This window comes from Enterobacter sp. A103, from assembly GCF_034427535.1.
Lineage (GTDB): Bacteria > Pseudomonadota > Gammaproteobacteria > Enterobacterales > Enterobacteriaceae > Enterobacter > Enterobacter asburiae_B.
Genome location: NZ_JAXQPQ010000004.1, coordinates 124,493 through 138,895, shown reverse-complemented (window position 1 = coordinate 138,895; position 14,403 = coordinate 124,493). Strand labels below are relative to the sequence as shown.

14 protein-coding genes are annotated in these 14,403 nt (G+C 56.3%); 6 read left to right on the top strand and 8 right to left on the bottom strand.

The features are described from left to right. Positions 1-133: 133 nt before the first annotated feature. Entirely contained in the window at positions 134-3,247 is a 3,114-nt protein-coding gene (gene acrD, locus SPH27_RS13265; RefSeq protein ID WP_058841583.1) for a multidrug efflux RND transporter permease AcrD, read from the top strand. Between the two features lie 109 nt (positions 3,248-3,356). Here the strand turns inward: acrD and ypfM are convergent, their stop codons facing one another. Next, entirely contained in the window at positions 3,357-3,416 is a 60-nt protein-coding gene (gene ypfM / locus SPH27_RS13260) for a protein YpfM (RefSeq protein ID WP_015572204.1), read from the bottom strand. A gap of 387 nt (positions 3,417-3,803) precedes the next feature. On the opposite strand from ypfM, the gene SPH27_RS13255 reads away from it, so the two are divergent. Genes SPH27_RS13255 through SPH27_RS13245 form a run of 3 tightly spaced genes read left to right on the top strand, consistent with a single transcriptional unit; the run spans position 3,804 to position 5,514 of the window. Further along, the gene (locus SPH27_RS13255) at positions 3,804-4,154 is read left to right on the top strand and encodes an ArsC family reductase (RefSeq protein WP_033146164.1); all 351 of its coding nucleotides are present in this window, start codon (positions 3,804-3,806) and stop codon (positions 4,152-4,154) included. Positions 4,155-4,164: 10 nt separating this feature from the next. Further along, the gene (gene dapE / locus SPH27_RS13250) at positions 4,165-5,292 is read left to right on the top strand and encodes a succinyl-diaminopimelate desuccinylase (RefSeq protein ID WP_047060712.1); all 1,128 of its coding nucleotides are present in this window, start codon (positions 4,165-4,167) and stop codon (positions 5,290-5,292) included. A gap of 24 nt (positions 5,293-5,316) precedes the next feature. Further along, positions 5,317-5,514 carry a YpfN family protein gene (locus SPH27_RS13245; RefSeq protein WP_014171111.1) on the top strand — a complete coding sequence of 66 codons (198 nt, stop codon included), beginning with the start codon at positions 5,317-5,319 and terminating at the stop codon, positions 5,512-5,514. 38 nt (positions 5,515-5,552) lie between these two features. On the opposite strand, the gene ypfH is transcribed toward SPH27_RS13245, so the two are convergent. The 6 genes from ypfH to dapA form a co-directional block, all read right to left on the bottom strand. Beyond that, the gene (gene ypfH, locus SPH27_RS13240; protein ID WP_182071349.1) at positions 5,553-6,248 is read right to left on the bottom strand and encodes an esterase; all 696 of its coding nucleotides are present in this window, start codon (positions 6,246-6,248) and stop codon (positions 5,553-5,555) included. A gap of 73 nt (positions 6,249-6,321) precedes the next feature. Further along, positions 6,322-8,268: a tRNA(Met) cytidine acetyltransferase TmcA gene (locus tag SPH27_RS13235; RefSeq protein WP_182071350.1), complete on the bottom strand. Its 1,947-nt coding sequence runs from the start codon at positions 8,266-8,268 to the stop codon at positions 6,322-6,324. After that, positions 8,268-9,137 carry a neutral zinc metallopeptidase gene (locus tag SPH27_RS13230; RefSeq protein ID WP_033146168.1) on the bottom strand — a complete coding sequence of 290 codons (870 nt, stop codon included), beginning with the start codon at positions 9,135-9,137 and terminating at the stop codon, positions 8,268-8,270. The genes SPH27_RS13235 and SPH27_RS13230 overlap by 1 nt, the downstream gene beginning before the upstream one ends. Positions 9,138-9,257: 120 nt before the next feature. Further along, complete coding sequence (gene purC, locus SPH27_RS13225) at positions 9,258-9,971, bottom strand: phosphoribosylaminoimidazolesuccinocarboxamide synthase (protein ID WP_023332985.1); 714 nt, start codon at positions 9,969-9,971, stop codon at positions 9,258-9,260. A 109-nt stretch (positions 9,972-10,080) separates the two neighbouring features. Further along, positions 10,081-11,115, bottom strand: coding sequence for an outer membrane protein assembly factor BamC (bamC, locus tag SPH27_RS13220; protein ID WP_033146169.1), 1,035 nt, complete (start codon positions 11,113-11,115; stop codon positions 10,081-10,083). Between the two features lie 16 nt (positions 11,116-11,131). After that, a complete protein-coding gene (gene dapA, locus SPH27_RS13215) occupies positions 11,132-12,010 on the bottom strand; it encodes a 4-hydroxy-tetrahydrodipicolinate synthase (protein ID WP_033146170.1) in 879 nt (292 codons plus the stop codon). Positions 12,011-12,155: 145 nt separating this feature from the next. On the opposite strand from dapA, the gene SPH27_RS13210 reads away from it, so the two are divergent. Continuing rightward, positions 12,156-12,725, top strand: coding sequence for a glycine cleavage system transcriptional repressor (locus tag SPH27_RS13210; RefSeq protein ID WP_182071351.1), 570 nt, complete (start codon positions 12,156-12,158; stop codon positions 12,723-12,725). Next, the gene (gene bcp / locus SPH27_RS13205; RefSeq protein WP_032659360.1) at positions 12,725-13,195 is read left to right on the top strand and encodes a thioredoxin-dependent thiol peroxidase; all 471 of its coding nucleotides are present in this window, start codon (positions 12,725-12,727) and stop codon (positions 13,193-13,195) included. The genes SPH27_RS13210 and bcp overlap by 1 nt, the downstream gene beginning before the upstream one ends. A 96-nt stretch (positions 13,196-13,291) precedes the next feature. Here bcp and SPH27_RS13200 read toward each other — a convergent pair whose 3' ends face one another. After that, on the bottom strand, positions 13,292-14,356 hold the full coding sequence (locus SPH27_RS13200) for an AI-2E family transporter (protein WP_033146172.1): 1,065 nt from the start codon (positions 14,354-14,356) through the stop codon (positions 13,292-13,294). Positions 14,357-14,403: the final 47 nt, after the last annotated feature.

Here is a 14,403-nt window from a genome sequence, read left to right as displayed (position 1 = left end):
AGGACGCGCGGGAAAAAGCGCATGATAATTTACATTATCTCCTTTATTTCTCCACGTTTGGCCTGGGCCTTACCGCTAAAGTTATGCGGGCAATAAACAATAATGACGTGCAGCAAAACGAGGTCACTCTTTCATGGCGAATTTTTTCATCGATCGCCCCATTTTTGCCTGGGTGCTTGCCATCCTGTTGTGTCTGACAGGTGTCCTGGCGATTACTTCACTTCCTGTTGAGCAATACCCCGATCTGGCACCGCCTAACGTGCGCGTAACGGCAAACTACCCCGGCGCTTCCGCACAAACGCTGGAAAACACCGTGACACAGGTTATCGAGCAGAACATGACGGGTCTGGATAACCTGATGTACATGTCCTCACAAAGTAGCGCCACGGGCCAGGCGACGGTGACCCTGAGCTTTAAGGCGGGCACGGACCCGGACGAAGCGGTGCAGCAGGTGCAAAACCAGCTGCAGTCGGCCATGCGCAAGCTGCCCCAGGCGGTGCAGAATCAGGGCGTGACCGTGCGTAAAACCGGTGACACCAACATTTTGACCATCGCGTTTGTCTCGACAGATGGCTCGATGGATAAACAGGACATTGCGGACTACGTCGCCAGTAATATTCAGGATCCCATCAGCCGTATCAACGGCGTCGGGGATATCGACGCCTATGGCTCACAATACTCTATGCGCATCTGGCTCGACCCCAACAAGCTGAACAGCGTCCAGATGACGGCAACCGACGTGACGAATGCCATCAAGGCCCAGAACGCCCAGATTGCGGTGGGGCAGCTGGGGGGAACGCCGTCCGTCGATAAGCAGGCCCTGAACGCCACCATCAATTCGCAATCCCTGCTGCAGACGCCGGACCAGTTCCGCAACATCACCCTGCGCGTGAATCAGGATGGGTCGGAAGTGCGTCTGGGCGATGTCGCCACGGTGGAAATGGGGGCGGAAAAATATGACTACCTGAGCCGCTTTAACGGCAATCAGGCCTCCGGTCTGGGGATAAAGCTTGCCTCGGGCGCAAACGAAATGGCCACGGCGAAACTGGTGCTGGACCGTCTGGACGAGCTTTCACAGTATTTCCCGCACGGGCTGGAGTACAAAGTCGCCTACGAAACCACCTCCTTCGTTAAAGCGTCGATCGAGGACGTGGTGAAGACCCTGCTGGAAGCCATCGCACTGGTGTTCCTGGTGATGTACCTGTTCCTGCAAAACTTCCGCGCGACGCTGATCCCTACCATTGCCGTTCCCGTGGTGCTGCTGGGGACCTTTGCGGTGCTTTACGCCTTCGGGTACAGCATTAATACCCTGACGATGTTTGCGATGGTGCTGGCGATTGGCCTTCTGGTGGATGATGCCATCGTGGTGGTTGAAAACGTCGAGCGCATCATGAGCGAAGAAGGACTCTCCCCGCGCCAGGCGACGCGAAAATCCATGGGGCAAATTCAGGGGGCGTTAGTCGGTATTGCGATGGTGCTGTCGGCCGTCTTTATCCCGATGGCCTTCTTTGGCGGCACAACCGGGGCGATTTACCGTCAGTTCTCAATAACCATCGTCTCGGCGATGGTGCTCTCCGTGCTGGTGGCGCTGATCCTCACCCCCGCGCTGTGCGCCACCATTCTAAAACCGCTGCACAAAGGGGAGCAGCACGGGCAAAAAGGGTTCTTCGGCTGGTTTAACCGGATGTTCAACCGCAATGCCGCGCGGTATGAATCTGCCGTCGGTGGCGTGCTCCATCGCAGCCTGCGCTGGATGATGATTTACGTTATGCTGCTGGGCGGCATGGTCTGGCTGTTTATGCATCTCCCCACCTCGTTCCTGCCGATGGAAGACCGGGGCATGTTCACCACCTCGGTGCAGCTCCCGAGCGGCGCAACGCAGCAGCAGACGCTGAAAGTGGTCCAGAAAGTGGAGCAGTACTTCTTCACCAAAGAGAAAGATAACGTTGTGTCGGTCTTCTCCACCGTGGGCTCTGGCCCGGGCGGAAACGGGCAGAACGTCGCCCGCATGTTCGTCCGCCTGAAGGACTGGGACGAGCGCGATACCAAAACCGGAACGTCATTTGCCATTATTGAACGCGCAACCAAAGCCTTTGCGCATATTAAAGAGGCGCGCGTCTTCGCCAGCAGCCCGCCGGCGATAAGCGGTCTGGGCAGTTCCGCCGGGTTTGATATGGAGCTGCAGGATCACGCCGGCGCGGGCCACACGGCGCTGATGGCGGCACGCGATAAGCTGTTAGCGCTGGCGGGCAACGATCCTGGCCTGACCCGCGTTCGCCATAACGGTCTTGACGACAGCCCGCAGCTCCAGGTGGATATCGATCAGCGTAAGGCGCAGGCGCTAGGCGTGTCGATCAACGATATCAACGACACCCTGCAGACGGCGTGGGGCTCAAGCTATGTGAATGACTTTATGGATCGCGGCCGCGTGAAAAAAGTGTATGTCCAGTCCGCCGCGCCGTTCCGCATGCTGCCGGATGATATAAACCGCTGGTTTGTCCGGAATAACGCTGGCGGCATGGTGCCGTTCTCCGCGTTTGCCACCTCGCGCTGGGAGAGCGGTTCGCCGCGTCTGGAGCGCTATAACGGCTACTCTGCGGTTGAAATCGTCGGGGAAGCTGCGCCGGGCGTCAGTACCGGTACCGCTATGGATACCATGGAAAAACTGGTCCAGCAGCTGCCCGCCGGTTTTGGTCTGGAGTGGACGGCCATGTCCTACCAGGAGCGTCTCTCCGGGGCACAGGCTCCCGCACTTTACGCGCTCTCTCTGCTGGTGGTCTTCCTCTGCCTAGCCGCACTGTATGAAAGCTGGTCGGTACCGTTCTCGGTCATGCTGGTCGTGCCCCTTGGGGTTATCGGTGCGCTGCTGGCGACCTGGATGCGCGGCCTCGAGAACGATGTTTACTTCCAGGTGGGTCTGCTCACCGTGATTGGGCTATCGGCGAAAAACGCCATTCTGATCGTTGAATTTGCCAACGAGATGAATGCCAAAGGCCACGAGCTGATGGCCGCCACGCTGCACGCCTGCCGTCAGCGCTTACGCCCGATCCTGATGACGTCGCTGGCGTTTGTCTTTGGCGTACTGCCGATGGCAACCAGTACGGGCGCAGGCTCCAGCAGCCAGCATGCCGTCGGGACGGGAGTGATGGGCGGCATGATTTCGGCAACCATCCTGGCCATTTACTTCGTGCCGTTGTTCTTTGTGCTGGTCCGTCGTCGCTTCCCGCTAAAGGAACGCGCTGAGTAAGTGATTGAAATAAAAAAAGGCGGCTTTATCGGCCGCCTTTTTATTGTGTGATTAATTCACACTATGGTTATTTTACTTATTTTAGTGCTCTTGCAATTCTTACTGAATGTCATTTACGAAGCATGCCTTCGATAAAATCTTTCCAGTTCCCCAGTTCACGTTCAATCATAACAACCTCTCTTATTATTATGCGCATTCTACAAAAACGGACCATCATTGTGAAGACTATTTAACCAATTGCTGTGATTGTACCCCACGTCCTGCGGGGATTTATGATAAATATGAACGGAGAGGCCTCAATTTTTTGTGACGGCTGGCAATATTTTGAAATAACCCTCCGAACGGGTGAGTTTTATTTTACCCGCTGAGTTTATTCGAAATTTAAACTTTATGGACATCTATGCTTAAAGGGTGAAAGAATATTCAGCGTACAGATGTGAGTTGAATTAAGAAGAAGCGTAAATCCAGACGATTCCTGAATGTGTTATATTCCACTTAAGGATATATCTTCGAATTTACTGAACATTTAATCATCATTAGGTCAAAAGGATTCACCATGGTTGTGATGTACGGCATTAAAAATTGCGACACCATCAAAAAAGCCCGCCGCTGGCTGGAAGCAAACGGCGTGGAGTACCGTTTCCACGATTACCGAGCCGATGGGCTTGATGCAGAATTTCTGCATAGCGCGATCGGCGAGCTGGGGTGGGAAGCCCTGCTGAACACCCGCGGCACCACCTGGCGTAAGCTGGACGAATCTCTGCGCGCCAGCATCAACAACGCCGACAGCGCGGCAAAACTGATGCTCGACATGCCGGCAATTATCAAACGCCCATTGCTCTGCGCGCCAGGGCAGCCTATGCTGCTGGGTTTCAGTGAAACCCTTTATTCCGACTTTTTTCGTTGAGGTGTAGTTTATGTCATGCCCGGTCATTGAGCTGACTCAGCAGCTTATTCGCCGTCCTTCCCTTAGCCCGGACGACGCAGGTTGTCAGGCACTTATGATTGAGCGCCTGCGTGCCATCGGTTTTACCGTTGAACGCATGGATTTTGGCGATACCCAGAACTTCTGGGCGTGGCGCGGACAGGGCGAAACGCTGGCCTTTGCCGGGCATACTGACGTCGTTCCCGCCGGTGACGCGGATCGCTGGATCAACCCGCCGTTTGAACCGACCATCCGCGACGGCATGCTGTTTGGTCGCGGCGCGGCAGACATGAAAGGCTCCCTGGCGGCGATGGTCGTGGCGGCAGAGCGCTTTGTGGCTCAGCATCCAAACCACAAAAACCGTCTGGCGTTTTTAATCACCTCCGACGAAGAAGCCAGCGCCCATAACGGCACCGTGAAGGTTGTTGAAGCGCTGATGGCGCGTAACGAGCGTCTCGACTACTGCCTGGTCGGTGAGCCGTCCAGTACCGAAGTGGTGGGTGATGTTGTCAAAAATGGGCGCCGCGGCTCGCTGACCTGTAACCTGACCATTCACGGCGTTCAGGGGCACGTGGCTTACCCGCATCTGGCCGATAACCCGGTCCATCGCGCTGCGCCGATGCTGAGCGAGCTGGTGGGCATCGAGTGGGATAAAGGCAACGAATTCTTCCCGCCAACCAGCATGCAGATCGCGAACGTCAAGGCCGGGACCGGCAGCAACAACGTGATCCCGGGTGATTACTTCGTCCAGTTTAACTTCCGCTTCAGCACCGAACTGACCGATGAGATGATCAAGGCGCGCGTCGTCGCCCTGCTGGAAAAATATCACCTGCGCTACACCGTGGAGTGGTGGCTTTCCGGCCAGCCGTTCCTGACGCAGCGCGGCAAACTGGTGGATGCGGTGGTGAACGCCATCGAGCACTATAATGAAATTAAGCCACAGCTGCTGACAACGGGTGGCACCTCAGACGGACGCTTTATCGCCCGTATGGGTGCCCAGGTTGTCGAACTGGGTCCAGTGAACGCAACCATTCATAAAATCAATGAGTGTGTCAATGCGGCAGATTTGCAACTGCTGGCCCGTATGTATCAACGTATTATGGAGCAACTCGTCGCCTGACGAACGCTCTGAGAGGAATAGCGAATGGATTGGCTTTCAAAGTACTGGTGGATTCTGGTGTTGGTTTTTCTGGTCGGCGTACTGCTGAACGTGATTAAAGATCTTAAGCGCGTTGACCATAAAAAATTTCTCGCCAACAAACCGGATCTTCCCCCGCACCGTGATTTTAACGACAAGTGGGACGATGACGACGACTGGCCGAAGAAGGACCAGAAGAAGTAATCGTTAAGTTTCCCCTCTCCCCGGGAGAGGGGGAAACCTCACATAAACTCTATAATATCATCGTTATCCGGCTTACCGCCGCTGAGCGCTTCATCAAAGTAGTGCTTTGGTACGGTATAGCGCAACCGATCGAGCGCGAACTGCATGCTACGGTCGTCAATCGCGTGGCCCAGCTCGTCCACGATATCCAGCGTCACGTCTCCACCTTCGCGAATCAGCGCTTCCTGGGCGGCAACCGCATGCGAGAGCTCAATCACCCGGTCTTCGCCACCGTGGATCAGGTGGATCGTGGTCTGCATGGTCGCGCTTGTCGGTAACGTCGCAAAACGGCCGTTAAACGCAATGACGCGTGACGCCAGACCCGGCTGCGCTTTAACGCTTTCCAGCGACATGATTGACCCCTGCGAGAAGCCAATCAGCGCGGTCGCGTCGGCTCCCACGCCGCTCTGCTGCTGCCAGTAGCGGACGATATCGATAAAGGTGGGCATGATGGCGTCGATGCGAGCCTGACGATTCTCTTCCGTCACGCCCTGAACAGAGAACCACTGGCGTCCGTTCGGACCACATGGCTCTACGCCACCGATGCTGACAATCAATGCCTCCGGAAAAACGGGCGCAAACCAGCTGCCAATCTGACCCATATTGACGGCATTATCGCCAACGCCATGAAACAGAAGCAATAACTGTTTAGCCGGTTTGTCAGGGCTTTGAACAACAAAATGGTCGTGTTTCATGGTGGTCTCCTTAATAGATGACCTGGATTCTACGCCTCCCGACGTGAATGACCATGCCACTTTACTGAAGAAGTCATTGAAAAAATTGCCATTGCAAAATGTCTTCTTTCAACTGCTGGCTACGGAGATAATCAAGACTTTCAATCGCTTGCGCGGTTTCATTTCGCAACGTTGCCAGCAACGCTTTTCGCCCGACGCCTTCCGTTTTTCCGTCCATTTTCCCGCGCAGGGCCGGAAGCGGCATATCCACGGTTAACAACAGCCGCGTCAGTGCGGCAACCGAGGTTGAAAACGCCCGATGAGCAAAAGCAAACCCCGCCAGCTCCAGCCAGTCGTCATTATTAAGGGTAGCTTCCCAGCCGTCTTCCACGGGGATCTTTTCACCGTTCCAGGCCGATAGCACCCACGCATCGCGCTTCAGACGACGCTGCGCCTGTTCACACAGCTGACGCCCGGCCTCGCTCTGGGGCAGCAAGGCCATCGCGGTGTAGCAGCCGCTGCTGGCTTCACGATGGCTGCCCATCCGCACCAGCACAAACCCACATTGCTGCCAGAAATGCCACAGCCCATCGGTATAGCCAAAGCTCACCGACAGATAATCTTCGCCGCCGGCGCCGCGAACAAGCGCCTGGCCAATCCCTTCCCGCTGACGGTGAGGATGTACGGCAATGCGGGTCACCCGTCGTCCTCTGAGCGTCGCCGCCAGCGGAGAGCCGCCGTGCGCCGCAAGAGACTGCGCCACCAGGTTACCGCGCGGACGCCGGTATCCTGCCCACACGGCGCGGCTAAGCTCGGGGGAGAGCCCGCCCTCCTCCACCAGCCAGAGCGCCCCGGCGATATCCGGGTCCGTTTCGGCAACGGCAAACTGCTGCCCGGGCGCGTCCATCATGCGGCGTAAATCGAGCGGCGAGGTACGATAATGCGCCGCGCAGAGAAGCTCGTATATGCTCGCTGCAAGCGCCGGGCGGCTTTCCCATGCCGTCGACGTCAGAGACGTTAAACGCACCTCCCCTTCCGGGCGTCGGTCAATCAGCGTATCGTCAAACAGCAGCGCGCTGGCAACAACCCGCTCAAGCGGGCAGCCCGCCGCCCAGCGTACCGGTGTAGATAAGCTGTAGCGCTGCAGCCCGGCAAACCGACCGCAGAATTTAAGCAAGAATCCCCGGCCCGTCCCCTCATATCCCTGCACCGTGGTGGTCAACAGCACGCGAGGGAAACGGGCAACTAGCTTTTCAAGCAGAGGTCCGGGGATCGCAGCGGCTTCATCGACAATGAGCCAGTCAGCCTGGCGTGAAGAGGCAAGCAGCGCGTCCGGGGCCATAAAATGAAAACGCTCTCCGGCAAAGCGGGCGATGATATCCGTCGCCCCCTTCGACGGCGCGGTAACCACGGCGCTGCCCGCAATGCGGTTCAGCAACATGCCCGCCAGGGCTGATTTTCCGCGCCCGCGCGCGGCGGTGACGGCCACGATGCCACCCGACATCCCCTGCAGCACATCCAGGATCTCAGCCTGCTCGCGCTGCGGGGCGCCGCTGGCAGGCTGCCAGTCTGGCACGTCGGGTAAAGGCGGAAGGGATAACCCGCAGCCCTGAAGCCAGACAATCACGTCGGGATCGGCGGCAATCGTCCGGCAGAAATGGTGGACAAAATGCGGCGTGGCTATCGCTTCGGCGCTGTCACTCCAGCGCAGTGAATCGCTGTCAGGCAACCCGGGCCACGCGTCGAGCGGCGGAACCCGCAGCACCAGAAGGCTTCCGGCACTCAGCGTTCCGCTCAGGGCGGCAAACGTGGCGACATCAAACCCGGCGCTGGCGTCAAAAACAGCGTGCCGGAACTCGCGTCCCAGCACGCCGCCGATGGCTTTTGAAGGGTGTTCGTCAAGCCTTACCCAGTCTCCGGGCAAGGCGTCACGCAGGGTCAGCGCCTGGGTTAACGTCCACTGCGCCTCACCGCTGAGCACCACCAGCCGACGATGGCCGGTGCGCTCAAGCTCGCTTATCAGCTGTTCAAACTCCAGCATTACATCGCTTTGCCGAAGGTATTACACTGCGCCGGATCGCCGCTGTCGAAGCCGCGTTTGAACCAGCTATAGCGCTGCTGTGAAGTACCGTGAGTGAAGCTGTCCGGCACGACGCGCCCCTGGCTCTGCTGCTGAAGGCGGTCATCACCAATAGCCTGAGCGGCATTTAACGCCTCCTCAAGATCGCCGGATTCCAGCACGCCCTGCTGCTGCATGCTGTGGCCCCAGACGCCCGCGAAGCAGTCCGCCTGCAGCTCCATTTTAACGGAAAGGCGGTTCACGTCAGCCTGAGACGCATTTTGCTGGAGCTGGCGCACTTTGGGCTCAATTCCCAGCAGTTTTTGCACGTGATGGCCGACTTCATGCGCAATCACGTAGCCCTGGGCAAAATCACCGTCAGCGCCAAGCTTGCGTTTCATGTCATCGTAAAAAGAGAGATCGATATAGACGGTGCCGTCTGCCGGGCAGTAGAACGGCCCCATCACAGATTGCCCGGTACCGCATCCGGTGCGGGTTGCCCCCCGGTACATCACCAGCTTCGGCTGCTGGTAGGTACGCCCCATCTTCTCAAACAGCTGACCCCAGGTGTCTTCTGTTGTGGCGAGAATAACGGAGGTAAATTTGGCCGCTTCATCTTCATTCGGGCTGATGGAGCGCTGAGAATGCTCCTGCTGCTGCAGCGGCTGACCGGTCATCAACCCGGTGAGGTCAACGCCGTAATACCCCGCAACCAGCACGACAATCAGCAGGATGATACCGCCCTTGCCGCTGGGTAACCGGAAGCCGGGCCCTCCCATTGACGGACCGCCGCCGCCATCACTGCGTCTGTCTTCTACATTGTCACTTTCACGACGCCCTTGCCAGCGCATAACCACCTCGAACTATTCCATTTATAATAGCTATGATCGTAGGCGGTTAACGGCAAGATTACCATAGGAAACAAGGGTAAGACGCCAAAGGATGGGAACATCCTTTGGCAAGTGAGGGAGTTAGTCGAGCTTAACGCCTAAACGGTGAGCAACCGCTTCGTACGCTTCAATCAGGCCACCCAGGCTCTGACGGAAACGGTCTTTGTCCATTTTATCCAGGGTTTCTTTATCCCACAGGCGGCTACCGTCCGGTGAGAACTCATCGCCCAGCACCACTTCGCCTTTGAACAGACCAAACTCCAGCTTGAAGTCGACGAGGATCAGGCCCGCGTCATCAAACAGTTTTTTCAGCACGTCGTTGGCTTTGTAGGTCAGCTCCTGCATACGCGCCAGGTTCTCTTTGCTCACCCAGCCGAAGGTTTCGCAGTAGGATTCGTTGACCATCGGGTCGTGCATCGCATCGTTTTTCAGGAACAGGTCGAACAGCGGTGGATTCAGTTCGATACCTTCTTCAATGCCCAGACGCTTCACCAGGGAGCCCGCCGCACGGTTACGAATAACGCACTCAACCGGAACCATATCCAGTTTTTTCACCAGACATTCCGTATCGGACAGCAACGCTTCCATCTGGGTCGGGATGCCCGCTTCGGCCAGTTTGGTCATAATGAAGTGGTTGAACTTGTTGTTCACCATGCCTTTACGATCGAACTGCTCAATGCGTGCGCCATCCCCTGCTGACGTATCATTGCGGAACTCGAGCACCAACAGATCCGGGTTTTCCGTGCTGTATACGGTCTTCGCTTTGCCACGATACAACTCAGCTTGCTTCTGCATCTTCATTACTCCTGGTGTGATGATTTGTGTTCAAAACTGGGGATATTATGCCACGCACACGTTTGCGTAGCACTAAAATAAAAAGGGCTGGATTCACCAGCCCTCGTATTTATTTGCTGAATGCTGCCTGGAAGACAGCGACCAGCGCATCGTTCTGCGACTGGGTCAGCGTATGACCTTTTGGATCGATAAACTGCAGACTGCTGCGGTTATCAAGGTCGCCTACCTGAATCTTGTAGTCACCGGAGGCAAGCTGAGGATCTTTCGCGCCCAGTTCCTGCCATGCGCTGTCGGAGAGCGGCTTATACGTTGCCGTCATGCTGCCGGTTGAACGCGTGCTGTCGGTCACTTTCATGCCCACTTTTTCAAGCGTCGCTGGCAGACGCTGCCAGGTCTGGTTAAACGGTGCACGCACCACCAGCATTGGCAGGCCGGTATCATCCGCACCGCTTTGCACATCGAAGGTCGCGCCGTTGCGGCTCTGCGCGGCGTTGGCGGCATCGGTAGCGGTCTTATCCAGACCTGCGGCAATCACGTTCAGCATTTCGGTGCTGTAACGCTGCAGGGACGCGGCATCCGCAACCGGTTTACCCGCCTGCTCCAGGTTCAACAACTTAACGTTAACCGCCTGCTGGTAACCCTGTGGTTTAACGGAGACTTGATAACGACCGCGGTACTGCTGGTCTTCATCCAGGCGGTTCCATTCGATCCAGTCGGTGGTTAACGTCTGGCTGGCGTCATCGCGTTTATCGATGGTGTAGTTCTTCGACTGAATGACGCTGACAACCTGCGGCCACAGCGTGCTACCGCGCGCGCTCTCAACCATCAGAGACGCCGTATCACCGGTGAACTGGGTACGCGCCCCGCTGACCAGCGCCAGAGGCTGTGCTGGCGGACGAATATCAAGCGCTTTACCGACCAGGCCGCTGCCGTTGGTCACGGGAATATTATAATCGCCGTTCTGAATCGGCAGGATCATACCAGCCGGTGCGTGAAGTTCAGCAAGCGGGGTCGCATCCAGATAGGATTCATCACCGCTCACCTGGCGCTTGTAGCGCGAATCTGAACTACAGGCAGCGAGCAGCATAACAAGCGAAACACTCGCAACCTTCGCCAGGCGCGACTTCTGTACTGAATAAGCCATCAAATCTCCCTAAACTCTACAGCAAACCGGCATGCTTCAGCGCCGCCCTGACGATGTCACGACCGTGGTCGGTAATCGGTGTCATTGGCAGACGCAGCGTATCGGTTGCTACAAGCCCCAACTCCTTACATGCCCATTTCACTGGGATCGGATTGGGTTCGACAAATAATTTATTGTGCAGCGGCATCAGACGCTGATTAATGACGCGCGCTTCATCAAAGTGACCGGCTGCGGCCAGTTTGCACATTTCAGCCATATCGCGCGCCGCAACGTTTGACGTTACGGAGATCACGCCATGACCACCGAGCTGCATAAAGTCCAGCGCGGTCGCATCATCACCACTCAACAGGATAAAGTCGTCTGAAACCAGCTCTTTGATCTGATGAACGCGGCTTAAGTTCCCTGTCGCCTCTTTAATACCGATAATATTTTTTACTTCCGAGAGACGACCAACGGTTTCCGGCAGCATATCGCAACCGGTACGGGACGGCACATTATACAGAATTTGTGGCAAGTCAGTATGTTCAGCGATGGCTTTGAAGTGCTGGAACAAACCTTCCTGAGTAGGACGGTTGTAATAAGGGGTCACCGTCAGACAGCCCACGATGCCGCTGTCGTTAAAACGTTTGGTCAGGCTGATAGCTTCTGCGGTTGCATTAGCCCCTGTCCCCGCGATGACCGGAATACGTCCGTCCGCCAGTTCCAGGGTTAGCATCACCACATCGCCGTGCTCGTCGTGGCTCAGCGTTGCGGATTCACCGGTAGTCCCTACCGAAACGATCGCCGAGGTTCCGTTGGCGACATGGTAATCAATGAGCTTCTTCATGCTTGACCGGCAGACATTACCTTTTTCATCCATCGGTGTAACAAGCGCGACAATACTTCCCGTGAACATGAGCCATCCTCTGTGCGAACAAGAGCCTCAATGTTACGTTTGGAACTGTAATAAAAGCAAGCGACCTGAGGCTCGCAGGCGGTTGTATGCATGTTTTTTTTATGCTTTCCTTAGGAAGACTTAACCATGCAAAGGAAGAACAGGTTTGACAACCTCATCACAACATTACCTGGTTATCACTGCGCTGGGTGCCGACAGGCCGGGTATCGTGAACACCATCACCCGTCACGTAAGCAGCTGCGGCTGTAATATCGAAGACAGCCGTCTGGCGATGCTTGGCGAAGAGTTCACATTTATTATGTTGCTTTCCGGGACATGGAACGCCATTACGTTGATTGAATCGACCCTGCCGCTGAAGGGGGCCGAACTGGATTTGCTGATTGTCATGAAGCGCACCACCGCGCGTCCGCGTCCGGCACTGCCTTCTACCGTCTGGGTGCAGGTTGAAGTGCCTGATTCACCGCATCTGATTGAGCGTTTCACCGCGCTTTTTGACAATCATCAGATGAATATTGCCGAACTGGTTTCCCGTACGCAGACAAGCGGTGACCAGGGTCTTCCGGTGCTGTTTATTCAAATCACCGCGCACAGCCCTGCCTCACAGGATGCGTCAAATATCGAGCAAGCGTTCAAAGCCCTCTGTACAGAATTAAACGCGCAGGGCAGTATAAGCGTCGTCAATTATTCGCAGCACGAACAGGATGGAGTTGAGTAATGAACCCACTGAAAGCCGGTGACATCGCACCGAAATTTAGCTTACCGGATCAAGACGGCGAGCAAGTAAATTTGACCGACTTCCAGGGACAGCGTGTTCTGGTCTATTTCTACCCGAAAGCCATGACCCCCGGCTGCACCGTACAGGCCTGCGGCTTACGCGACAACATGGACGAGTTGAAAAAAGTCGGTGTGGAAGTGCTGGGTATCAGCACGGATAAACCAGAAAAGCTGTCACGATTTGCTGAAAAAGAGCTGCTGAACTTCACGCTGCTTTCTGATGAAGATCATCAGGTGTGCGAGCAGTTCGGCGTCTGGGGCGAGAAGACGTTTATGGGTAAAACCTACGACGGCATTCACCGCATCAGCTTCCTGATTGACGCTGACGGTAAAGTTGAACATGTGTTTGACGACTTCAAAACCAGCAACCACCACGACGTGGTGTTGAACTGGCTGAAAGCAAGCGCCTGATAAACAGCAAAACGGCAACCCAGGTTGCCGTTTTTAATGTTTTCCCCCTCTCCCCGTGGGAGAGGGTCGGAGTGAGGGCATCAGGCCGCACAAAAACTACTTCTCTTCCACCGCCGGCACATCCGGCCACGCGTGGACCACGGCCTTAATCAGCGTCGCCAGCGGAATCGCAAAGAACACGCCCCAGAATCCCCACAGCCCGCCGAAAATCACCACGGATAAGATAATCACCAGCGGATGCAGGTTCACCGCTTCGGAGAACAGCACCGGTACCAGCAGGTTACCGTCCAGGCCCTGAATAATCAGGTACACCGCAAAGCAGCTCCAGAACTCTGTCCCCAGCCCAAACTGGAACAGCGCGACCCCAACAACCGGAATGGTCACCACAAACGCGCCGATATACGGAATCAGGACCGACAGCCCCACCAGCACCGCCAGCAGCAGCGAGTAGTTCAGGCCGAAAATCAGGAAGCCAATCCAGGTGGCCACCCCCACGACAATCATCTCCAGCACCTTGCCGCGAATGTAGTTGGTGATCTGCTGGTTCATCTCTTCCCAGACCTGCCCTGCCAGCCCGCGGTTGCGCGGCAGAATACGGCGCACGGCGTTGAGCATCTGATCTTTATCTTTCACCAGGAAGAAAACCATCAGCGGCACGAGCACAAGGTAAACCGCCAGCGTCAGCAGCCCGACCAGCGAGGCCAGAGAGTACTTCACCACCGAATCGCCCATCGTCATGATGCGGGCGCGCATATTTTCGGCCATCGCGTCGATAATTCCGGCATCCATCAGGGCCGGGTAACGGCGCGGCAGCGTGGCGGCAAAATCAGACAGCTTGTTCAACATGCCGGGCATGTCGCGGATCAGGTTAATTCCCTGCTGCCAGGCGACCGGCATCACCACAAAGGCCATTAGCAGCAGGATGCCGACAAACAGCACCAGCACGATGCTGGTCGCCCAGCGGCGGGAACAGCCGATGTGTTCCAGGCGCGCCGTCGGCCACTCCAGCAGATACGCCAGCACAATCGCCACCAGCAGTGGCGCGAGCAGGCCGCTGAAGAAGAACAGAATACCGAACCCGGCAACCAGAATAACCAACAAAGCAATGGCTTCCGGGTCGCTGAACCGACGCCGGTACCACTGCATTAACATTTCGAGCATACAACCCTTCCCTGAATCGAATGGCGGGAGTGAGACGGTGAATTGTA

Bases quoted from the DNA above. Each gene is read 5' to 3' on its own strand.
- SPH27_RS13235 (WP_182071350.1), bottom strand. From the start codon at position 8,268: ATGCTGGAGTTTGAACAGCTGATAAGCGAGCTTGAGCGCACCGGCCAT.
- acrD (WP_058841583.1), top strand. From the start codon at position 134: ATGGCGAATTTTTTCATCGATCGCCCCATTTTTGCCTGGGTGCTTGCC.
- bamC (WP_033146169.1), bottom strand. From the start codon at position 11,115: ATGGCTTATTCAGTACAGAAGTCGCGCCTGGCGAAGGTTGCGAGTGTT.
- purC (WP_023332985.1), bottom strand. From the start codon at position 9,971: ATGCAGAAGCAAGCTGAGTTGTATCGTGGCAAAGCGAAGACCGTATAC.
- SPH27_RS13230 (WP_033146168.1), bottom strand. From the start codon at position 9,137: ATGCGCTGGCAAGGGCGTCGTGAAAGTGACAATGTAGAAGACAGACGC.
- SPH27_RS13200 (WP_033146172.1), bottom strand. From the start codon at position 14,356: ATGCTCGAAATGTTAATGCAGTGGTACCGGCGTCGGTTCAGCGACCCG.
- ypfH (WP_182071349.1), bottom strand. From the start codon at position 6,248: ATGAAACACGACCATTTTGTTGTTCAAAGCCCTGACAAACCGGCTAAA.
- dapA (WP_033146170.1), bottom strand. From the start codon at position 12,010: ATGTTCACGGGAAGTATTGTCGCGCTTGTTACACCGATGGATGAAAAA.
- SPH27_RS13255 (WP_033146164.1), top strand. From the start codon at position 3,804: ATGGTTGTGATGTACGGCATTAAAAATTGCGACACCATCAAAAAAGCC.
- bcp (WP_032659360.1), top strand. From the start codon at position 12,725: ATGAACCCACTGAAAGCCGGTGACATCGCACCGAAATTTAGCTTACCG.
- SPH27_RS13245 (WP_014171111.1), top strand. From the start codon at position 5,317: ATGGATTGGCTTTCAAAGTACTGGTGGATTCTGGTGTTGGTTTTTCTG.
- dapE (WP_047060712.1), top strand. From the start codon at position 4,165: ATGTCATGCCCGGTCATTGAGCTGACTCAGCAGCTTATTCGCCGTCCT.